20 protein-coding genes and 2 tRNA genes are annotated in these 19,722 nt (G+C 60.9%); 12 read left to right on the forward strand and 10 right to left on the reverse strand.

Annotated features, from left to right (window positions below; all coding sequences use genetic code 11):
- Positions 1-51: 51 nt before the first annotated feature.
- The 3 genes from FAA97_RS04135 to FAA97_RS04145 form a co-directional block, all read right to left on the reverse strand.
- Positions 52-2,982 carry a valine--tRNA ligase gene (locus FAA97_RS04135; protein WP_136597240.1) on the reverse strand — a complete coding sequence of 977 codons (2,931 nt, stop codon included), beginning with the start codon at positions 2,980-2,982 and terminating at the stop codon, positions 52-54.
- A gap of 114 nt (positions 2,983-3,096) precedes the next feature.
- A complete protein-coding gene (locus FAA97_RS04140) occupies positions 3,097-4,149 on the reverse strand; it encodes a PopZ family protein (RefSeq protein WP_136597241.1) in 1,053 nt (350 codons plus the stop codon).
- Between the two features lie 193 nt (positions 4,150-4,342).
- Positions 4,343-5,014, reverse strand: coding sequence for a protein-L-isoaspartate O-methyltransferase family protein (locus tag FAA97_RS04145; protein ID WP_136597242.1), 672 nt, complete (start codon positions 5,012-5,014; stop codon positions 4,343-4,345).
- Between the two features lie 286 nt (positions 5,015-5,300).
- Here FAA97_RS04145 and FAA97_RS21015 point away from each other — a divergent pair, with 286 nt between their 5' ends.
- The 5 genes from FAA97_RS21015 to FAA97_RS04165 all read left to right on the forward strand — a co-directional run bounded on the left by FAA97_RS21015 (position 5,301) and on the right by FAA97_RS04165 (position 8,759).
- Entirely contained in the window at positions 5,301-5,465 is a 165-nt protein-coding gene (locus FAA97_RS21015) for a hypothetical protein (RefSeq protein WP_168800910.1), read from the forward strand.
- A 193-nt stretch (positions 5,466-5,658) separates the two neighbouring features.
- The gene (locus FAA97_RS21415; RefSeq protein ID WP_425467405.1) at positions 5,659-6,102 is read left to right on the forward strand and encodes a helix-turn-helix transcriptional regulator; all 444 of its coding nucleotides are present in this window, start codon (positions 5,659-5,661) and stop codon (positions 6,100-6,102) included.
- A gap of 282 nt (positions 6,103-6,384) precedes the next feature.
- A complete protein-coding gene (locus tag FAA97_RS04155; protein ID WP_136597244.1) occupies positions 6,385-6,762 on the forward strand; it encodes a helix-turn-helix domain-containing protein in 378 nt (125 codons plus the stop codon).
- A 109-nt stretch (positions 6,763-6,871) separates the two neighbouring features.
- Positions 6,872-7,540 carry a hypothetical protein gene (locus FAA97_RS04160; RefSeq protein ID WP_136597245.1) on the forward strand — a complete coding sequence of 223 codons (669 nt, stop codon included), beginning with the start codon at positions 6,872-6,874 and terminating at the stop codon, positions 7,538-7,540.
- Between the two features lie 232 nt (positions 7,541-7,772).
- Positions 7,773-8,759, forward strand: a complete 987-nt coding sequence (locus FAA97_RS04165) for a NucA/NucB deoxyribonuclease domain-containing protein (protein WP_136597246.1) — start codon at positions 7,773-7,775, stop codon at positions 8,757-8,759.
- 70 nt (positions 8,760-8,829) lie between these two features.
- Here FAA97_RS04165 and FAA97_RS04170 read toward each other — a convergent pair whose 3' ends face one another.
- From FAA97_RS04170 to FAA97_RS04185, 4 genes are all read right to left on the reverse strand, one after another.
- Positions 8,830-9,153: a hypothetical protein gene (locus FAA97_RS04170; protein ID WP_136597247.1), complete on the reverse strand. Its 324-nt coding sequence runs from the start codon at positions 9,151-9,153 to the stop codon at positions 8,830-8,832.
- A gap of 179 nt (positions 9,154-9,332) precedes the next feature.
- A tRNA-Cys gene (locus tag FAA97_RS04175) sits at positions 9,333-9,406 on the reverse strand.
- 138 nt (positions 9,407-9,544) lie between these two features.
- Entirely contained in the window at positions 9,545-9,802 is a 258-nt protein-coding gene (locus FAA97_RS04180) for a hypothetical protein (RefSeq protein WP_136597248.1), read from the reverse strand.
- Positions 9,803-9,914: 112 nt separating this feature from the next.
- A complete protein-coding gene (locus FAA97_RS04185) occupies positions 9,915-10,232 on the reverse strand; it encodes a hypothetical protein (RefSeq protein WP_246041329.1) in 318 nt (105 codons plus the stop codon).
- A 164-nt stretch (positions 10,233-10,396) separates the two neighbouring features.
- Here FAA97_RS04185 and FAA97_RS04190 point away from each other — a divergent pair.
- From FAA97_RS04190 to FAA97_RS04200, 3 genes are all read left to right on the forward strand, one after another.
- Positions 10,397-10,471: transfer RNA gene (locus FAA97_RS04190), tRNA-Asn, on the forward strand.
- A 175-nt stretch (positions 10,472-10,646) separates the two neighbouring features.
- A complete protein-coding gene (locus FAA97_RS04195; RefSeq protein WP_136597249.1) occupies positions 10,647-10,874 on the forward strand; it encodes a hypothetical protein in 228 nt (75 codons plus the stop codon).
- Positions 10,875-10,990: 116 nt separating this feature from the next.
- Positions 10,991-12,445: a cryptochrome/photolyase family protein gene (locus tag FAA97_RS04200; protein WP_136597250.1), complete on the forward strand. Its 1,455-nt coding sequence runs from the start codon at positions 10,991-10,993 to the stop codon at positions 12,443-12,445.
- 186 nt (positions 12,446-12,631) lie between these two features.
- Here FAA97_RS04200 and FAA97_RS04205 read toward each other — a convergent pair whose 3' ends face one another.
- Complete coding sequence (locus FAA97_RS04205; RefSeq protein WP_136597251.1) at positions 12,632-13,249, reverse strand: DUF2799 domain-containing protein; 618 nt, start codon at positions 13,247-13,249, stop codon at positions 12,632-12,634.
- A gap of 377 nt (positions 13,250-13,626) precedes the next feature.
- Between FAA97_RS04205 and FAA97_RS04210 the strand changes: the two genes are divergently transcribed.
- Genes FAA97_RS04210 through sseA form a run of 3 tightly spaced genes read left to right on the forward strand, consistent with a single transcriptional unit; the run spans position 13,627 to position 16,869 of the window.
- A complete protein-coding gene (locus FAA97_RS04210; protein ID WP_136597252.1) occupies positions 13,627-14,664 on the forward strand; it encodes a cysteine synthase A in 1,038 nt (345 codons plus the stop codon).
- Positions 14,665-14,677: 13 nt separating this feature from the next.
- Positions 14,678-15,421, forward strand: coding sequence for an alanyl-tRNA editing protein (locus tag FAA97_RS04215; protein ID WP_425467394.1), 744 nt, complete (start codon positions 14,678-14,680; stop codon positions 15,419-15,421).
- A 20-nt stretch (positions 15,422-15,441) separates the two neighbouring features.
- Positions 15,442-16,869: a 3-mercaptopyruvate sulfurtransferase gene (sseA, locus tag FAA97_RS04220; RefSeq protein ID WP_136597254.1), complete on the forward strand. Its 1,428-nt coding sequence runs from the start codon at positions 15,442-15,444 to the stop codon at positions 16,867-16,869.
- Between the two features lie 20 nt (positions 16,870-16,889).
- Here the strand turns inward: sseA and FAA97_RS04225 are convergent, their stop codons facing one another.
- Positions 16,890-17,834, reverse strand: coding sequence for a diacylglycerol kinase catalytic domain-containing protein (locus FAA97_RS04225; RefSeq protein WP_136597255.1), 945 nt, complete (start codon positions 17,832-17,834; stop codon positions 16,890-16,892).
- Entirely contained in the window at positions 17,831-18,853 is a 1,023-nt protein-coding gene (locus FAA97_RS04230; RefSeq protein WP_136597256.1) for an SPFH domain-containing protein, read from the reverse strand. The genes FAA97_RS04225 and FAA97_RS04230 overlap by 4 nt, the downstream gene beginning before the upstream one ends.
- Positions 18,854-18,990: 137 nt before the next feature.
- Between FAA97_RS04230 and FAA97_RS04235 the strand changes: the two genes are divergently transcribed.
- On the forward strand, positions 18,991-19,671 hold the full coding sequence (locus FAA97_RS04235; RefSeq protein ID WP_136597257.1) for an NUDIX hydrolase: 681 nt from the start codon (positions 18,991-18,993) through the stop codon (positions 19,669-19,671).
- Positions 19,672-19,722 lie beyond the last annotated feature (51 nt).

The raw sequence follows: 19,722 nt of genomic DNA on the forward strand, positions 1-19,722 counted from the left end.
CGGACATGTCCTGCCCGGCGCTTAGAAATCCATTCCTTTTGAGGGGAACAATTAAACCGCTTCGAGAACCCGCTGCAGAGCCGTCTGCAGGCTGGCCTTCTGCACGGTCAATTCTTCATGCCGCTCACGCTCGGCTGCCACCACATCCGGGTTGGCATTGGCGACAAATTTCTCGTTGCCAAGCTTGCCGGCGATGCGTGCCATTTCCTGGTCCACCTTGCCGATTGCCTTCTCCAGACGGGCCTTCTCCGCGCCGATATCGATCAGCGCACCCAGCGGCAGGCAGGCCGTCGCCTCTCCGATGACGATCTGGGCCGCGCCCTTCGGCGCCACATCGGCGACCGTGATCGTTTCCACTCGGGCAAGCCGCTTGATTGCCGCCTCGTGGCGAAGCAGGCGCTCCTGGGTGACGCCATTCGCGCCAACAACGACCAGCGGCGCTGTCGCCCCCGGCGGCACGTTCATTTCAGCGCGGGCAGAGCGGATCCCGGTGACGAGATCGATCAGCCAGTTGATATCGGCCGCCGAATTTTCGTCCGAGAACTCCGGGGCCGGCCAGTCGGCATGGCAGAGCAGCGTAGCACGCGATGCGCCCTCACCGGCCGTATGTGCCCAAAGCTCTTCCGTCATGAAGGGCATGAAGGGATGCAAGAGCTTGTAGATCTGCTCCAGCACATAAGCGGCACAGGCCTGTGCCTCGGCCTTTGCCGCTTCGTCTTCGCCCATGAAGACCGGCTTTAGGAGTTCGAGATACCAGTCGCAGACCTGATTCCAGACAAAACGGTAGAGGCTGCCAGCGGCATCATTGAAGCGATAGCTTTCGATCGCCTCGGTCACGTCCCGCTCTGTGCGGGCGAGTTCGGTCAGGATCCAGCGGTTGATCGCAAGCGATGCCGTCTCCGGCAGGAACTTCGGATCGGCCTTCACGCCGTTCATCTCGGCAAAACGCGTGGCGTTCCACAGCTTGGTACCGAAGTTGCGGTAGCCGGCAATACGGGCTGGATCCAGCTTCACGTCGCGGCCCTGGGCTGCCATGATCGCCAGCGTGAAGCGCAGCGCATCCGCACCATATTCGTCGATCAGCTCGAGCGGGTCGATGACGTTGCCCTTGGACTTCGACATCTTCTGGCCGTTCTTGTCGCGAACCAACGCGTGAACATAAACCGTGTGGAAGGGCTCGACGGCGTTGCCGTCCTCGTCCTTCATGAAGTGCAGGCCCATCATCATCATGCGGGCGACCCAGAAGAAGATGATGTCAAAGCCGGTAACCAGAACGTCTGTCTGGTAGTATTTCGCCAGTTCCGGTGTGTTGTCCGGCCAGCCCAGTGTCGAGAAAGGCCAGAGCGCGGACGAGAACCAGGTATCGAGCACGTCTTCGTCGCGGGTCAGAATTTCGCCGGGTGCAAAATTCTCCAGCTTCTCCTCGACCCAGGCTTTCCACGGGCCTTCATGCGCGATGTAGTGCTGGATTGCGGCGTGCAGCGCCTCTTCCTCGGTCTTTTCGACAAAAACCTGGCCGTCCGGGCCGTACCATGCGGGGATCTGATGGCCCCACCAGAGCTGGCGCGAAATGCACCAGGGCTCGATGTTCTCCATCCACTCGAAATAGGTCTTTTCCCAGTTCTTCGGGACGAAGTTGGTGCGGCCTTCACGAACCGAGGCAATGGCCGGTTCGGCCAGCGTCTTGGCGTCGGCGAACCACTGGTCGGTCAGCATCGGCTCGATGACGACGCCGGAGCGATCGCCGAAGGGCTGCATGATCTTCTTCGATTCGACGTAAGGCACATCATTGCCCTCGCCATCCTTGACCGTGACCGCGAGGCCTTCGGCATTGATTGCATCGACGATGCGCTTGCGGGCTTCGTAGCGGTCGAGACCGCGATACTCGTCGGGAACGAGGTTGATTTCGTCGACTTCGGCCTCGTTCGGCAGATGACCGCTCTTGACGATCTCAAGCGCGCGGGCCGCATAGACCGCGTAGTCCTCGCCGTCGTCGCGCATTTTCGCCTGCGTATCCATCAGGCGATAGAGCGGAATCTTGTTCCGGCGGGCAACCTGATAGTCGTTGAAATCATGCGCGCCGGTGATCTTGACCGCGCCGGAGCCGAACTTCGGATCCGGATATTCATCCGTGACGATCGGGATCAGGCGGCGATGCTCCTTCGGGCCAACCGGGATTTCGCAGAGCTTTCCGACGATTGCGGTGTAACGCTCGTCCGAGGGGTGAACAGCAACTGCGCCGTCGCCGAGCATGGTCTCAGGTCGCGTGGTTGCGATCGAGATGTAGTTTCGCTCTTCCTGGAAGGTGACATTGCCGTCTTCATCCTTCTCGACATAGGTATAGGTTTCCCCACCCGCGAGCGGATATTTGAAGTGCCACATATGGCCTTCAACTTCCTTATTCTCGACTTCAAGGTCGGAAATCGCCGTTTCGAACTTCGGATCCCAGTTGACCAGCCGCTTGCCGCGATAGATCAGGCCTTCCTTGTAGAGCGAAACGAAGACTTCGAGCACGGCCTTGGACAGGCCCTCGTCCATGGTGAAGCGCTCGCGCGACCAGTCGCAGGAGGCACCGAGGCGCTTCAACTGGTTGAAGATCAGGCCGCCCGATTCCTCCTTCCACTCCCAGACCTTATCGATGAAAGCCTCGCGGCCCATGTCGCGGCGGGTGACGTTCTGGCCGTTTTCGGCAAGCTTGCGCTCGACGACCATCTGGGTCGCAATGCCGGCATGGTCCATGCCCGGCTGCCACAGCACGTCCTTGCCGCGCATGCGCTCGAAGCGGACCATGATGTCCTGCAGCGTGTTGTTCAGCGCATGACCCATATGCAGCGAGCCGGTCACGTTCGGCGGCGGGATCACGATGGTGAAGGTGTCCTCGCCCGGCTTCGCGTTGGCGCCGGCGCGGAAGGCGTCCGCCTCCTCCCAGGCTTTCGCGATCTTCGGTTCGACGGCGGCTGAATCATAGGTCTTTTCGAGCATTTTCCGACCGGATTTTCGAGTTCTGGATGTGGTTTTGTAAATAGGACTGGCAAAACCAAGTCAATAAAAAAGGCCGCTCTCGCGAGCGGCCCTCGATGCAAATGGGGATGAGGATCAGCGCCGCGGGCCGCGGGCGACGCGTTCGATTTCCTCCCGCACCAGGCGCTCCACAAGCGTCGGCAAGTTGTCGTCGAGCCATTCCTTCAGCATCGGACGCAGCATTTCCTCGGCCATTTCATCCAGCGAACGACGCTGCTGGCCATCGATGGCAGCGGCGAGATCCGAGAAGGAGCGGTTGACCTGCTCGACAGTCGTCATGGAAACCAGCGCATTACCGCCGGTCTCCTCTTCGGCGCTGCCGTCCTCATCGGCCGACAGACCCCACGGGGCAGATGCCTCGAAGGACAAGGGCTCAGAGCGAGAGGAAAGGCTCGCGGCGGGGTTATCAAGCGACAAAGGCACACCCTTTTCTTGTTTCACTTCAACGGAGGCCATCCGCCCGAGCGGCGAGCTGCGATCCTCCTGGCTTGGAGCGATCGGCTCAGCTGCAGCGGGAGCCTTCGTCATCATGGGGTCGAGGTGTGGCCGAAGTTCGGCATTGCCGAAATTTGCCATGCGCGGCGCCTCAACAACTGGCGCCTGTGCCTGAGGAACCGGAGCCTGAGGGGCTCGCAGGGGAACACGAGAGGTCGCAGCGGGGCCCTGCTGCACGGCGCGCTCGGCGGCTGAGCGCACGCGCGCGGCCAGATCTGCAAGCGACACGGTTTTCTGCGGCTCGGCCTGCTGCGGCTCAATCCGCGGCGCCTCGACCCGAGGCGCCTCTGCTCTAGGCAGTTCGATCCTGACCGTCTGCTGGACCGGTACAGCCGGCGCTACATGCTGGGGCTGATGGATCGGCTGGCTTGCAGGCGCACGCTCGGGCTCTACAAGCCGCTCGGCGGCCAGGCTGCGCTCGACTTTCGGGCTGGGGGCGGGATCGTTTGCAGCCGACAGAAGCTGCTCACGCGCGATGCTCGCTTCCATCTCGTTCTGGAACTCGGCTGTGAACGCATCCACCTCGTCGGCCTGTTCCGCCGCTGTGGCCGGATCATTGCTCTCGATGATTCGACGGATCGATGCCAGAATCTCTTCCATCGACGGTTCACGCACTACGCTTGGCTGAGCCATACTTGTCCCCGCTGTCTTCAAGGTGTCCGGCCCACGACCGGGCAGCACCGATTCGTTTCACCGTAGGATACGCCGCTCAGGAAAAAAATCACGCAAAGGCCACAGTCGCGACAGATGCACAGTTTTGTATATCACAAATGCATGAGGCCCGCTTGTGACGGGCCTCACTGGGGACAATTGCCGCTAAATCGGATCAGAAAACGAATTCAGCCGCTTTGCGGAATCCGGGCAAAGGCATGACGGCCGCGTTGAAATAGTCTGTGTATGACGTCTCGCCCGTATTCTTGACATACAGCCGCGCGCGGGCCGCATTGCCGTAGCCGGTAACCGCGACAAGACGACCGCCATCACGCAACTGCTCCAGCAGCGCCGGCGACATCTGCTCCACGGCACCGTTGACGAAAATGACATCATAGGGGGCTTCGCCGGGATAGCCGGCTTCCAGATCGCCCGTCACCACCGCCACATTGTCATAGCCAAGGCTCGACAGCGTCTCGGTTGCCTTGGCCGCCAGGGCCTCATCACATTCCAGGGCCACGACCGAACCTGCGACCAGCGACAGAAGCGCTGCCGCGTAGCCGGAACCACAGCCCACTTCGAGCACGACGTCGTCGCGATCGATTGCTGCCAGCTGCATCAGCTTGGCAAGCGGAGACGGCTCCATGACATAACGAGCAGGGCTCGAAACGGTCGCCGGGGCGACCAGCAGGTCCTCGTCGATATAGGCAAGCGGGCGCAACTCGGGAGCGACAAATGCCTCCCGCGGAACCGAGAGGAAGGCGTTGAGCACGGAATGGGAGGTCACATCCGTTGTGCGGATCTGGTTCTCCACCATCTTGATGCGTGCGGCTGCGTAATCGATCATGTCCTGTCGCCCCATGTGGCCGGTCGTATTTGACCCCGTGTCTTAATTGCAGCGCGCCCGGCTTTCAAGTCGCCGCATTGTTGGAAAACGCTTTATGCGCCGCAGATTGCGGCCAAGCTCCGACAAGACCGCGTCAACGCTCAGATCCGCGCGCGGCCGCTCTCACCGCATCGTGACCTCTCCTTACGGCAATCCATAACGCACCTTTACGTAACGTTAAGCGCGCATAAGCAGCATTTGTGAAAATCAGTGGCCGTTGAGTTGTATTTCCATGGGGAGAATAAACTTGGAAACCATGCCGATTCGTGTCGTCTTCACCGCCCGTGACAGCGCTACCCGGGCAGCCTTTGCGCAAGCCATCCACCCGCTCAGGATCGCGCGATGGAGCTGCCTGACGCCCGAGCAGCTGTCGGATCTGCTGCTCAAAAAAAACGTCATGCGTCATCATTGACCAGTCAGAGGCGACCTCTCACACCTCGGAATGGAACTGGATCCTGGAAGAGTGCGGACGACAGAAAATCTCCTCCATCGCCGCGATATCGGAGCCTGTGCTGCAACGGGCCCATATCTTCAGACTGGGGTTTGAAGACTACATTTGCCGACCCTTTCTGAGAGAAGAAGTCGCCACCCGCCTGCTCGGACTGATGGCCAGACGCTCATCAGGTGACGTGGCACCAACCCCGCCAAGCCCCGCCTCGCCGGCCGTTCCATCACACCAACACCTGGGACGCTACGAAAGCCTGGTCGCTGCGACCTGCACGTTTTTGCAGCTCGATCTTTCCGCCCACCACAACCTCGATGAGCTTGCCCGGCAGGTCGGCACCAACAGGAACACGCTCGCCAAGGCCTTCAGGCAGGTGCTCGAGGCCGGCGTTCACGAGTGGTTCCGCGAAACCCGCCTGAACCATGCGGCCGCTCTTCTCACCGAGACAGACCGACCGATCCAACAGATCGGCTTCGATGTCGGCTTCGACAATGCGGCGAATTTCTCGACGGCCTTTCGTCTTCATCATGGCCATTCGCCCCGCGAATATCGCGAATTGGTGCGGAATCAAAAACTGACAGTGACTGTTTCAAAAGACGGGTAGCACGTTGACGAATACAATCATTGCGAGATCTCAAACAGAATTACTCGCGTCTTAACAAGAAGGCATTCCGTAACAGACTGGCACATGCCCAGGCTCTGCGGCTGCCCGCGATTCCGCCGCGCCTTTCCCCTCAGAACTGGAAAGCTGCCGGCGGATAAGGACGGCGAGCAGCACCACCCCACCCCCACCCGGCTGCTCGTCGTCCACCCCAACACAAAGATAGTCTAGGCAACCCAGGGAGGGCGATGTTGCGCGCCCTTTCGCTTGACGACGAGGCGTTTGATGACAGAAGATCACACACGCGGACATCGGCTCCGCGAGGCAATGAAATCTCGGAATTTCAGCAAGACCTTGGCGCTGGCCACCGAACTCAATGTGTCGGTGGCGGCAATTTCCCGCTGGCAGAATGGCGGACATGTTTCGCTGCAAAGCGCCTGCGACATCGCGCAACACCTCGACATCTCACTCGACTGGCTGCTGATGGGCCGCGGTCACATCGATTGGCACCGGGAGGACAGACTGTCCGATGAAGAGCTTGGGCTGATCCTGCGCTATCGCGCGCTGCCCCACAGCCAGCGCTCGGTGGTGGGCGCGCTGACGGAGCAGCTTTCAAGCATTCAAGCGCAGCGCAACTCAGAAAAAACAATCAACCTCAGGTAAACAATCCAGAGTTGCGACCATGCAACCAGGCAGGCACACTACAGCTCATGAGGAAGAAGCCGGGCCCTCATCAGAGTAACAATCGGCTGATGACAGCGAGGATATGACGATGTCTACAACACTCACAATCAATGTCAGAAACTATCAGGACGTCACGCAGGATTTCTATATTTTCCAGGAGCCTGCGATCTATTCGGGCGGCTCGAAGGTATACAGCAATTCCTTGTATACCGAGCAGCTCGGAAACTACGACAAATACGGGGCCATCCTGACCTTCGAGGTCAACCTGCAGTTCTATGCCGGCATTCAGCAGGCGAACACACCACCTGCAATCGGCCAGACATCGGGCTTTGAATCGGCCTGGCGCGCGGTCAATCTCACGCCCGCCTCCGGCAGCGCCGTGGACAACAGTGCCGAAGCCTCGATCGATCCGATCGGCATGCTTGCCACCACGTCGGATCCGAACGCCCAACCCGGATCGTTCCGGATTGTCACGCCTGAATTCTTCCCGCCTGCCGTCAACATCGGCAGCGCCGTCGAAACCAGGAATGGCGGAATCGTGCTGTCGAACTTTATCACCGCCAAGCCGCTGAACTTCACCGATTGCCAGCCGATCATCAAATACTACGTGCAGACGGGCGGCTATCGGGGCGGCACGGTGATGAACTTCACCCAGTCGAGCATCAATGCCGGCCTCTGCGACTTCACCGGCGGCGTCTCGGCAATCGACGTTTCCCTGCAGCCAAACGGCAGGTGGGATGTGACGGCCGTCGGCTGAGGCCTGGCCACTCCGTGGCGACGCTTCTTTGAGACCAGCGCTCCGGCAGCCGTCACGGGCTGCCGGAGCTCAGCTCGGCACGTCATGACCACAGGGCAAACGCACAAAGCTGGCCCACACACATCAAAGGCCGCGACCAGGAACGACCACCACAAACTCCCAAGCAAGCAGCCATTATCCACCCCGCTGCCGGCGCAGCCGGTTCTAACGCCACACTCCTTGGAGAGCTTCAATGCGAGTCATAAAGTTGCAAAGCGGACCAATCGGCACGAGGCCACCCCTCGCCCGGTTGTTGAGCGCGGGCATTCTGTTCGCCGCATCCTTCTCGCCAGCCGAAGCCCAGACTTCGACATTCGACGGCAACTACTTGCCCTGCATATCCTACAACATCGCCGTGGCGCAGCTGGACGGAGCTCCGGTAAAACTGGCGCGGACGACGGACAAGGCTGAGATCCTTCAAAATGAAGCCGCGATCTGTAGCCCCAAGATACAGGAGAGTGTCAACCGGCTGAACACGCTTGATCCGGCCAATCCGATGGCCTGCGTTCAGTATCCCTTTCCAAGCTCCACTCTGCAGGCGAAAGAAGAACCCCGAGCCATGATCGTGCCGCTCGCGGAAGCGATCAGCCAGGGCGGCCAATTGTCCCGGTTCTACATTTTGAACAGGATCGAGGATGAGAGTCCTTACTGGATTGCGGCAGTCAATGCGCCTCAAAGCCAATCGCTCAATCTCGACGTTGTCGACGGCACGGCGATTTGCACCGGCCAGGCATTGGCCGCCGCGGGCACGCATCGTCAAACAGACACGGATCTTTCTATGGGCACGCAGGTCTATGCGGGCACACATCGCGCGTCCTACGCACAGGTCGCGCTATGGGATGCAGAGTTTCGGACATCCTATCCGACCGGGAATGCGCTCCCCTGGTTTGGGGGCCGCGGTGTCGTCGTGCAAGTGGCCAACAACAAGGACATTCGCATCATGGTTTCGCTCAACGAGAGCCCATCGCCGCCGCAAGGGGCGCCGCGCCTTCCGATACGCCTGATCACCGTGGGCAACAGCGGCGTCAATGTTGGCAACGTCCCCATGGCAGATACTGCCAGAATTCCGATGAACGCCGGCCAATACCGCGTGGACATCGTGCAAAATGGTGCCGCCCCCTCGGATAGCACCGAGGTGCATTTTATCCTCAGCCCCTCTTCGAGCGCCACCGGCAATTGAGTATGAAGACTGCAAGGGTCCGGGTGCGGTGACAGGCACGGTACAAGCCATGCCTGTCACGATCCGGCTCTCAATTGCCGATCGTATACGTGCCGACCTCGCAGAAATCGACTTTGTCGCGGATGTCGTAATAGCTGTCCGTCTCGAACACGGCGCGAATGCGATAGACGCAGCTGTCCGTTCCGTCATTGATCGTCAGCGCCCGCGACTTGCCGGCATAAAGCCCCTTCTTCTTCAGAAGATCGACGCTCTTGCCGCCGCCTTCCGGCGAGACGAAGAACTGGACAATCATGTTTTCACTGCCGTTCTCCAGCGTGAAATCGAGGCTTTCGGCGGCGGCGGGAAAAGCCGGCACAAGAGAGGCCAGAAGAAAAAGCGAAAGTTTCGTGCGCATGGACCAAGCTCCGGGATGTGAACCCGCATAGCCTCTAGCGCGACCCGATTTCAGCGCAAGCAGCGCGAACGGCCATATTCGGGCACATCGCCCCATCGGCCAAGATCGGCACAGAAATGGCCGCTCGACCTGACGTCAGGCGGATCATGCCACTCTGTTCTGTGAAATTCGGGGAATTTTGGAGGCCTCGCCCGGAATTGAACCGGGGTACAAGGATTTGCAGTCCTCTGCGTCACCACTCCGCCACGAGGCCATCCGAGAAGTAAAGTGCGTGTGGTTGCGGTCGTTTAGAACCATCCCAGACAAACCGCAAGAGGGTTTTTCAAAATCCCGCGCATTTGTCCCGAATGTTGCCGTCGGGCCAGGTGAACCCAGCCCGCCGGAGGTTCGATCAGGCGACAGCCTGGCACGGCGTGTCGCGCCCAAGCCGCTGTGTGGCCGCCATGATCTTTGCCGCATCGGTCAGAAGGTCGATATCCGTCATGCCGGCCGAATAAAGCCGGATCACCGCTTTGCCGACACGTTCACGATCCTCCGTGGCGCGCGGCTCCGGCTGTGCGATGCAGATGCCGTCGAGCGCATCTGTGATGACACGCAGATCCGCCGGGCTAAGGATCAATGCTCCTATGGAGTGATAATCTTCGGTCATGGGCCCTCGCAATCATCGGCGCGTCCCTTGGCAGAGTGCCAAATCCCCGATCACCCGAATCATAGCCGCTTCAGCAAAAGCTGGCATTTGCATTTGACACGTCGATGGAACTTTAATCGACCGGCCTCTCGCTCTGCCCTGGCTCAGATGGTGTCTGCCGCTCGGGTCGCGTGCCGTTCTTGCGCCGGCTCCACCAGACGGTCGCGCGTCGCCTCCGCTTCCTGACACCCGGCAGATCGTGCGAGAGGACGAGCAAGCCGACCGGCACCATCCAGAAACCGAGAATCGGCAGGAAGCCCAAAGCACCACCGCCGATGAAGGCAGATCCGACGACAATGCGCCCTGCCCGCGATTTCGGCACGGGGATTTCCAGCGCGCCGAGCTTCAATCGGCCACGCACATGATCCAAGCGATAGAACGCACTCGACACCGGTCAAAATCTCCTGAATTCCAGCCCTTTTGCGGGGGTAACGCATCTGAGGGAGGTGGTGATCCACCGAAATAAAACAAGATCGCGGCATTTTTTTTGAAAAACCGCTTGGCAAATGGAACGAGCATCAGTATTACCCCGCTCACACCGCCGCAAGCGGTTGTTCCCTGGTAGCTCAGCGGTAGAGCATTCGACTGTTAATCGACAGGTCGCCGGTTCGAATCCGGCCCGGGGAGCCATCTCATTCCAAAAGGCCCGCGCTTTTCAGCTGCGGGCCTTTTTCGTTTCTGACGCATACCCGAAACCGTGCCGATTTGGTGCATCCGGTTGTGATAAACACCCCTCAGGAAACCCCCTCTTCACCTTTGCCTGTTAGGTCAGCTTGTGATGATCGCAGGAGAAGGAGATCGGCTGATGTGGCTGCAGCTGCACGATGGGGATGGTTTTCCCTTTTTCGTCAACATGAACAATGTCGTGGATTTTCGGTGGTATGAGCGCGAAGGCTATACCTGCCTTTTGACCACGGCACCGGTTGCCGAAAAGCTGCACCGTCTCTTCGTGCGGGAAAGTGCCGAGCAGATCATGGCCATGATGCGCGCCGAGGAAGCCCGTCTTGCCGGTCGAACCCGGACGGCTGCGTGATTCCAGGATAAGCGTGGCGGTTTTGCGCAAAACTGGCAGTGCGATGATCCTCAGGCCGTCTCTCTGCGTACCGCAAGATGAAACGCATTTTGTCTTGCCCCGCAGGTTTGAAATTCATGTCCGCTTCGAAGCCCTCCCCTAAACGCGCCATCCTCTGGTTTCGCAAGGACTTGCGCCTCGCCGACAACGCCGCCTTGGCAACCGCCCTTGATGAGGGCTTCGAGATCATACCGCTTTACATACGCGAGCCTGACAAGGATGAGACGGGGCCGCTAGGGGCTGCCCAGGCATGGTGGCTGCACCACTCGCTGAAGGCACTGGCTGAAAGCCTGGAGAAGAAAGGCACTCGGCTGACCCTGAGGTCAGGTTCCGCCGCCTCCGTCCTTCATGATCTGATTGCTGAAACGAAGGCATCGGCTGTTTTCTGGAACCGGCGATATGATCCGCCGGGAATCGCCATCGACAAGGCGCTGAAGGCGAAGCTTTCCGACGACGGCATCGAAGTCCGCAGCTTTGCCGGTCAGATCCTGCATGAGCCCAGCAAACTCATGACGAATGCCGGTGGCAATTTCCGCGTCTACACCCCCTTCTGGAAGGCACTGGACGGCGCTGGCGAGCCGCCCGAACCGATCCCTGCCCCTAAGGCGCTTCCCACCCTCGATTCCTGGCCAGAGACCGAAGCGCTCTCAGACTGGCAGATGCTGCCCACCAGACCGAACTGGGCGAAGGGATTTGAGAGCGAATGGCAGCCCGGCGAGGCGGGCGCCCATAAACGGCTCGCAGCCTTCGTCAAGACCGGCCTCAAGGGCTATCGCACCCGTCGCGATTTCCCCGGGGAAGCCCATGTGTCCATGCTCTCGCCGCATCTGGCGCTCGGCGAAATCTCGCCCGCCGCCGTCTGGGACGCGACGCGGGACCTGCCCGACGACTATTCGACTGAAGACTACATCCATTTCCGCAAGGAACTCGTCTGGCGCGATTTTTCCTATCACCTGCTCTTTCACTTCCCCGAACTGGCACGCAAAAACTGGAACGCGAAGTTCGATGGCTTCCCGTGGGAACATGCGCCCGAGAAACTGAAGGCATGGCAGAAGGGCCAGACCGGCTACCCGATCGTCGATGCCGGCATGCGCCAGCTCTGGCAGACCGGCTTCATGCACAACCGCGTCCGCATGATCGTCGCATCCTTCCTGATCAAGGACCTGTTGATCGACTGGCGCGAAGGCGAGCGCTGGTTCCGCGACACGCTCGTCGATGCCGACCCGGCGTCCAATGCCGCGAGCTGGCAATGGGTCGCCGGCTCCGGCGCGGATGCCTCGCCCTTCTTCCGCATCTTCAACCCGATCACCCAGGGCGAGAAATTCGACCCGGAAGGCGTTTATGTCCGCCGCTTCGTGCCGGAGCTGAAGGCCATGCCGGCCAAATTCATCCACCGCCCCTTCGATGCACCGCTGCTGGTGTTGAAAGAAGCGGGCGTGAGCCTTGGAAAGACCTATCCCAAGCCGATTGTCGATCACGGCAAGGCACGGGATGTCGCGATGGCGGCATTTCAGGGGTTGAAGGTGGAGTGAGACGGCGGGCTCTGCGCGCCAAACTCTCTGCATCTGCTCAAAATGCCCCTCCGACTCAATCTATTGAAAAGCCACCGTGAGAAACTCTGCTGGAGAAGGGAATGTCGGTCGAAACCGCCTCGACATTCCAGCCAATCACCGCCCCTTCAGCGACCGCGGCATCCTTCCGAACAAGCAGACCGCAGCTCAATACCCCGGCGACACCGGTGCGCCCGGATTGCGTCTGAATGCCTCGATATCCCGTTCAACGGCATAGAGGTCGAATTCCAGATCGGCGATCTCGCGCTCGGCGCGCCGGATATCACGGTCGAGCCGGTCGATCTCATCACGCAGCGCCCGGCGCTGATTGTTGTCCTGCGTCTTCTTGATGGCATCGTAGTTGCGGTCGGCCTGCATGTCCTTGAACGAGACATCGCTCCTTAGCGAACTGATCCGCGAGCGGATGCGGTACGCCTGCTGGCCAAGACCATAGCCACGCAGGAAGCCGGCGCTCGTCTCGGGTGGGCAGACATTGTAATAGGCGTCGCCCGCCTCGCCGCGGCTCAATCCGTTGAGCGGGGTGCAATAGCGGGGCAGCCCCAGTTGATAGCCCTCATACCAGCGGGTCTGATCGGGTACGACATTGATCCGGGCGCAGGATTTGACATGTGCCGCAAAGCGGTCCTGGGGATCTTTACCGGACGCGCCATCCTCCTGGCCGATCACCGACCAGTCGGCGGCGGCACATTCTTCCTTCGAGAGGGAGTTGCAGGATGTAAGCGCGGCCATGGCGATGCCGGCCGCTGCCCAAAGATATAAACGCATGGTGACCCCCGAATTGACCTCAAGCCTTGGCGGCAACCCTAGCGGGTCATGGCCGCCGCTCCAAGCGCTCCAAGCACCTCCTCAACAGGCAGACCTGCTTCGCTGGGTATTGCTCCCTAAATTGGTCCCTGGCAGCGCGTCGTCTGGCCTTGTGGACGTCGGGTCCGATGAAGAGGCAGATGGTTTTTCCCGCTCTCTCGCTCCCGGCGAAATGCCATTCCTTGCCTTCTTTCGTCCGCGCGCCGAAAAGACCAGTTCACACGTCGCGGCCCCGCCCCCGGAATTTCTTGCCCGTTCAGAGAAAATCTCGCGGCCTGGTGGTTTTCTTCCCCGCGCATATGGTTCTAGTGTCCGCGTCAGGCGAAAAGGCAGACAACATGGCATTCCACCCTTCCGTTCTCGAAGCCATTGGCAACACGCCCCTCATCCGGCTGAAGGGCGCCTCGCAGGCGACCGGCTGCACCATTCTCGGCAAGGCCGAATTCCTCAATCCCGGCCAGTCGGTGAAGGATCGCGCAGCCCTCTTCATTATCCGGGATGCCGAGCGGCGCGGCCTGCTGCGTCCCGGCGGCGTGATCGTCGAGGGCACGGCCGGCAATACCGGTATCGGGCTGACGCTGGTTGCGAAGGCGCTCGGCTACCGCACCGTGATCGTGATCCCGGAAACCCAGAGCCAGGAAAAGAAGGACGCGTTGAGGCTGCTCGGCGCCGAACTCGTCGAAGTGCCGGCCGTGCCTTACAAGAACCCGAACAACTACGTGAAAATCTCCGGTCGCCTTGCCGCCGAGCTTGCCAAGACCGAGCCGAACGGTGCGATCTGGGCGAACCAATTCGACAACACCGTCAACCGCGACGCCCATATCGAGACGACGGCCCTTGAAATCTTCGAGGACACCGGCGGCGCCGTCGACGGCTTCATTTGTGCGGTCGGCTCGGGCGGCACGCTGGCCGGCACCGGAATTGGCCTTCGCAACAGAAAGCCAGACGTCAAGATCGGCATTGCCGATCCGGAGGGGGCAGCGCTTTACGAATACTACAAGAACGGCGAGCTCAAATCCTCGGGATCCTCGATCACCGAGGGCATCGGCCAGGGCCGCATCACCGCCAATCTCGAAGGTTTCACGCCTGATTACGCCTACCAGATCCCCGATTCGGAAGCGCTTGATATCGTCTTCGATCTCGTGGAAAACGAGGGTCTCTGCCTTGGCGGTTCGTCGGGCATCAATATCGCCGGCGCGATCCGCCTGGCCAAGGATCTCGGTCCCGGCCATACTATCGTGACGATCCTCTGCGACTATGGAAATCGCTACCAGTCGAAGCTCTTCAACCCGGACTTCCTGCGGTCCAAGGGCCTGCCGATCCCGACCTGGCTCGAAAAGCGCCCGGCCTTCGACCTGCCCTTCGAGACTGCCTGATATCAGTGAAAGTATGCCAATGACCACCCTTGCCCTCTACCGCGACGATTTTTACCTGGCGACGGCGGAGGCGGTGGTGACGGCGGTTCACGAAGACGGTGCAATCGAGCTTACCCAGACCTGCTTCTATGCAGCCTCCGGCGGTCAGCCTGGCGATACCGGCTTTCTGGAGCGGGAAGACGGCAGCCGGATCGCGCTTGGCGAAACCCGGCATGGCGCGACGAAGGACATCATCCTGCATCGCCCGGTCGAAGGGCAGCCTCTGCCGGCAACGGGCGAGACGCTGGTGCTGCATGTCGACTGGCCGCGCCGCTACAAGCTGATGCGCATGCACACCGCCTGCCACCTTCTCTCCGTCGTCTGCCCCTATCCGATCACGGGGGCTGCCGTTGGCGAGGACGAGAGCCGGGTGGACTTCGACATGGGCGAAACGATCGACAAGGATCAGGTCACGGCAGACCTGATGAAACTCGTTAGCGAAAACCACCCTGTTTACCTGCAATGGATCACCGACGAAGAGCTTGCCGCCAATCCCGGCATCGTCAAATCGAAGAATGTCCGACCGCCCGTCGGGTTAGGCCGCGTTAGCCTTGTCTCGATCGGCGAGAACTCCGCCGTTGACAGCCAGCCCTGCGGGGGCACACATGTTTCCGAGACCCAGGAGGTCGGTGCGATTCATATCGCCAAGATCGAAAAGAAGGGTAAGGAGAACCGCCGGTTCCGCATTCGCTTCGGAGCCCCGGACGTCTCCGCCTGAGGATATTACGGGAGACGTGCATGTCGGGAGAAAAGAGCCGTTTCGTCGTTTCGGCGGATTGGGTGGAGAAGAATCTCGGAGCTCCCGAATTCAAGTTGGTCGATGCCTCCTGGTATCTGCCGGCACAGGGCCGCAACGGCGCCGTCGAATATGCAAGCGGCCACATCCCGGGGGCCGTGTTCTTCGATCAGGACGTGATCGCCGATACCACGACCGGCCTGCCGCATTCGCTGCCCTCGCCCTCTTTCTTTGCGCAGGCCGTCGGTCAGCTCGGCATTTCGGCGGAAGATACGATCGTCGTCTATGACGGTCCGGGCTTCTTTTCCGCGCCGCGCGTCTGGTGGATGTTCCGCGTCATGGGCGCGCGCCGCGTCTATGTGCTCGATGGCGGCTTTGACGGCTGGAAGGCGGAAGGCCGACCGATCGAAACCGATCTGCCGGAACCGGCACCGGTGACCTTCGAGGCGCGGTTCGATCGCGCCAAGTTGACCTCCTTCGATCAGATGTCGGCGATTGCCGACAATGGCGACAAGCAGATCGCCGATGCCCGCCCCGCCGGGCGCTTCACCGGCGAGGAGCCCGAACCGCGGGCCGGCATGCGCTCGGGCCATATGCCGGCAGCGCGCAGCGTGCCTGCGTCATCGCTGTCGGAAAACGGCAAGTTCAAGGATCTCGCCACCCTGCGCTCGATCTTCACCAAGGCCGGCATCGACCTCAACAATCCGGTGGTCACGAGCTGCGGCTCGGGTGTTACGGCAGCGGTTGTCACCCTTGCTTTGGAGAGCCTGGGACATAGCGACAATTCTCTCTATGACGGCTCCTGGTCGGAATGGGGCTCAAAGACGGACACGCCCATCGCCACCGGCCCGGCAGATGCACTCACCCCCATGGCAAGCGGACCGTTGAAGGCCCATGTCACGCGGCTCGAAATGACGGCACCGCCGAAATCCAGCCTGCCGGTGCCGGTCAATATCCAGACGGCGATCATGCGCACGCATGAGATTCCGCTGTCCTTCTATCGCTTCCTGCATCGCCAGGTCGGTGCCCGCTGGCACTGGTATGAACGCCTGCGCATGCCCGACGAGCAGCTGAAGGCGATCATCCATCACCAGAAGGTCTCGATCTCGGTGCTCTACGTGAACGGTGCGCCTGCCGGCTTCTTTGAATTGTCGCAGGAGAGCGACGATCTGGTGGAGCTTTCCTATTTCGGCCTGTTCGAGCATGCGCTCGGCCTTGGCATCGGCAAGTGGTTCCTGCTGCAATGTCTCTATGCGGCCTGGTCGAGCAATCCGAAGAAGGTCGCCGTCACCACCAATTCGCTCGATCATCCGCGCGCGCTGCAGCTCTACCAGCAGTTCGGCTTCTCGCCGGTCTCCACCCATGATGCGCTGGTCGATCCGATGAGCGAGGCGGAACTTGCCCGCCTTCTGATGCGCGGCGGGATCTGAGGCGCACGGGGCATGCCGGCTCAGGTGACGAGAACGCCCTGACGGCGTGCGATCCCGATGGTCGCGCGCGTGCCGCTGTTAAATTCGAGAAAATCGCTTTCGATGCCGTCGCTGAAGATGACGCCGTTTTCCGGCATCTCCGACAGGATCTCCAGGGGCGTCTCCGCTCCGAAGCGGCCAAGCACAAGGGAAGCGCGGGTGGTGCGGCTTGGGAAGGGTTCGCGCACGGTAAAATGCAGCTCCTGCGCATTGCGCTGGAAGCTTCCGTCCGGCAGCAGGGCGTCCCTGTCGTAGAGGCTGGTAACGGCGGCGGCCATGCCGGCATAGATGCTGCGCAGCCAGCCGGTCGACCCAAGCCCCGTCGACACGATGATACCACTCGAGGACTGCCGCTCGGACTGCTCGCCAAGCGTCAGCACATAACGCGCGGACACATGGCTCTTCGGCCCGATAAACAGGTCGTTGACGGCCAAGAGCGAAGAGCCGGTGTTGAGCTTCGCTTCCGCCATGGTCACGTTGTCGCGATTGCGCCGACCGGCGATCACCTCGGGCACCACGCGGCTCAAGTCAGAAGGTTGAAACGGCAAGAGCACCCCGTCCCAGCGCGCCGGATCGGGATTGACGCCGATCACCGGCTGGCCATCAAGATATTTCAGACTGTTGGCAACAAGCCCGTCCTGGCCGAGAACAATCACCAGATCATCGCCGCCGAAGACGAAATTCGGCAGATAGCGACGGTCGAGCTTTTGTACGCGCACGCGGCCGCGCAAGGCCGTATCGACCTCGCTTACTGCCTCCGTGTAGCGCTGATGTTCCGCCAGATAGTCGCCGTAGTCGGCACCGAGATGCTCGATGTAGAAGCGGGCCTGCTGGCGCGTGTTGAAGCGGCGGGTGAGTTCCTCAAGCCGCGTTTCGCGTACCACCAGCACGACCTTGCGATCGCTCTCGCCCCCCGCCGCCCTCATCCTCGGCGCTCCGGTGCCTGCAGCATCTCACGCAGCAGGTCGGGCGACATGTTGAGCTGGCCGATCTTGCCGGCGTTATCGGCGAGATCGCGGAAGGCGAGCGCCATCAACTGCTGCGGGTTCATGCCCACAGAGGCGAGCGCCTGCAGGAGCTTCGGCTCCGCCCCCTCGAAAGCCTTCATCATTTGGTCGATACCATAGGCCTTCGCATCGGCCTCGGCACGCTGGTTTGCGGTGGTCAATTCAACGAGGTCGCGGTTCTGCGCCTCGCGCTCGATCTGGGCTGCCATTTCGGCCCGCTGGATGCCGATGCGCCGTTCAAGGACAGCGCGCTCGGCATCCATCGCCGCTTCACGCACCTGTCGCTTCTTGTTTTCGACCGCGACTTCGGTCGCAAGTTCGTTCTCGCGGATGGCGCGTTCCTGCTCGATGGCCGCATTGCGGCGGGCATAGATTGCCTCGTCAGCGGCTTTCAGCAATTGCTCGCGGGTTTCTGCTTCCAATGCCCGTGCCGTCTCGGGCGTCGGACGGATGGCGAGGATTGAAAGCCCGAGCACGTCGATGCCGAGCGACACGATTGCCGAACTCTGCTTGAGGCTGGCAAGCAGCCCATCCACGAGGACATCCCCCGATGCCAGTGCGGCGCGCAGGTTCAGGCCGCGCAAGGCCGCGCGGATCGCCACCTGCACCTGCTCGCTGAGCAGCACCTCGATGCTGTCGGGGTCGTCGGAAACATAGGCGCCGCGACGGTCGACCGTGAAGTTCAGCATCTGGGCTGTGCGTTCGGGATCGACGATGCGATAGGTCGTCTGCCCCTGGATTGTCACCTCCTGAAAGTCCGAGGTCGTCTCTTCGAACATGAAGGGCGCATGCGCCGTGCCCGTCGGCAGGATGGCGATCGAGCTTGAAGGCTCATAATACCAGAACGAGAGACCTGGCCCCTGCCGGGCAATCTGTCCTGCCTTGTGCTGGATAACGAACTGGGTCGGCATCGCCTTCAGATATCTCACTCCGAACATGTCAGTCTCCTTGAACGCACCGTCACACCGATGCTTTCTTTCTCTCTAATTCACCTTTGTTGATTTTGTCAACTAAGTTAGTTTACGCTTTCAACTAAGGCTGAAGCGCGCTATCAGAGTGTGAGGAGGATGCCGCCATGCCCTATCCGCAACTTGCAGTCACCGTGGATGTCGCGATCTTCCGGCTGATCGGCCGTGCGCTCCATGTGGCCTTGATCCACCGCGACACACCTCCCTTCTCCGGTGCCCTGTCCCTGCCCGGCGGCTTCGTGCGCGGACAGGAAGACACCACACTTGAAGATGCGGCACGACGGGTGCTTACCGACAAGACGGGGGTTTCAACGCCCTATCTCGAGCAGGTCGCAAGCTTCGGCGATGCGACCCGCGACCCGCGTGGCTGGTCCGTCAGCATTGCTTATATGGCATTGGTACGCCCGGAGACTGAAGTGGCAGAGATCACGCCGCGTGGTGGCGATCTGATCTGGCATTCTGTCGACGAAGAGGCCCTGCCCGCGCCGCTTGCCTTCGATCATGATCGGATCCTCGGCGCCGCCATCCGCCGCCTTCGAGATAAGGTCGAATATAGTTCGCTTCCCGCGCATCTCTTGCCGGAGCATTTTACCCTGCCGGAACTGCAGGCGATCTACGAGAACCTGATCGGGCGCTCGCTCGACAAATCCGCGTTTCGCAAGCGCATGGCAGAAGCGGATTTTGTCGAACCGGTTGAGGGCGTGAAGCGGGCGGCAAGCCATCGCCCGCCACAGGTTTACCGCCTGAAGGACGAAGCGCGCCCGGTCCTGTTCAACCGCAGCCTCTGACTTTGCACCGGAGCGATCCCGGCCCGGCTGGAAGGACTCAAGAGGCTGAGA

This window comes from Peteryoungia ipomoeae, from assembly GCF_004912165.1.
Taxonomy (GTDB): Bacteria; Pseudomonadota; Alphaproteobacteria; order Rhizobiales; family Rhizobiaceae; genus Allorhizobium; species Allorhizobium ipomoeae.

What these genes read in the sequence shown, in the direction of transcription:
- FAA97_RS04135 (WP_136597240.1), bottom strand. Translation starts at nt 2,982, where the DNA reads ATGCTCGAAAAGACCTATGATTCAGCCGCCGTCGAACCGAAGATCGCG.
- FAA97_RS04140 (WP_136597241.1), bottom strand. Translation starts at nt 4,149, where the DNA reads ATGGCTCAGCCAAGCGTAGTGCGTGAACCGTCGATGGAAGAGATTCTG.
- FAA97_RS04145 (WP_136597242.1), bottom strand. Translation starts at nt 5,014, where the DNA reads ATGATCGATTACGCAGCCGCACGCATCAAGATGGTGGAGAACCAGATC.
- FAA97_RS21415 (WP_425467405.1), top strand. Translation starts at nt 5,659, where the DNA reads ATGGCCAGACGCTCATCAGGTGACGTGGCACCAACCCCGCCAAGCCCC.
- FAA97_RS04155 (WP_136597244.1), top strand. Translation starts at nt 6,385, where the DNA reads ATGACAGAAGATCACACACGCGGACATCGGCTCCGCGAGGCAATGAAA.
- FAA97_RS04160 (WP_136597245.1), top strand. Translation starts at nt 6,872, where the DNA reads ATGTCTACAACACTCACAATCAATGTCAGAAACTATCAGGACGTCACG.
- FAA97_RS04165 (WP_136597246.1), top strand. Translation starts at nt 7,773, where the DNA reads ATGCGAGTCATAAAGTTGCAAAGCGGACCAATCGGCACGAGGCCACCC.
- FAA97_RS04170 (WP_136597247.1), bottom strand. Translation starts at nt 9,153, where the DNA reads ATGCGCACGAAACTTTCGCTTTTTCTTCTGGCCTCTCTTGTGCCGGCT.
- FAA97_RS04180 (WP_136597248.1), bottom strand. Translation starts at nt 9,802, where the DNA reads ATGACCGAAGATTATCACTCCATAGGAGCATTGATCCTTAGCCCGGCG.
- FAA97_RS04195 (WP_136597249.1), top strand. Translation starts at nt 10,647, where the DNA reads ATGTGGCTGCAGCTGCACGATGGGGATGGTTTTCCCTTTTTCGTCAAC.
- FAA97_RS04200 (WP_136597250.1), top strand. Translation starts at nt 10,991, where the DNA reads ATGTCCGCTTCGAAGCCCTCCCCTAAACGCGCCATCCTCTGGTTTCGC.
- FAA97_RS04205 (WP_136597251.1), bottom strand. Translation starts at nt 13,249, where the DNA reads ATGCGTTTATATCTTTGGGCAGCGGCCGGCATCGCCATGGCCGCGCTT.
- FAA97_RS04210 (WP_136597252.1), top strand. Translation starts at nt 13,627, where the DNA reads ATGGCATTCCACCCTTCCGTTCTCGAAGCCATTGGCAACACGCCCCTC.
- FAA97_RS04215 (WP_425467394.1), top strand. Translation starts at nt 14,678, where the DNA reads ATGCCAATGACCACCCTTGCCCTCTACCGCGACGATTTTTACCTGGCG.
- sseA (WP_136597254.1), top strand. Translation starts at nt 15,442, where the DNA reads ATGTCGGGAGAAAAGAGCCGTTTCGTCGTTTCGGCGGATTGGGTGGAG.
- FAA97_RS04225 (WP_136597255.1), bottom strand. Translation starts at nt 17,834, where the DNA reads ATGAGGGCGGCGGGGGGCGAGAGCGATCGCAAGGTCGTGCTGGTGGTA.
- FAA97_RS04230 (WP_136597256.1), bottom strand. Translation starts at nt 18,853, where the DNA reads ATGTTCGGAGTGAGATATCTGAAGGCGATGCCGACCCAGTTCGTTATC.
- FAA97_RS04235 (WP_136597257.1), top strand. Translation starts at nt 18,991, where the DNA reads ATGCCCTATCCGCAACTTGCAGTCACCGTGGATGTCGCGATCTTCCGG.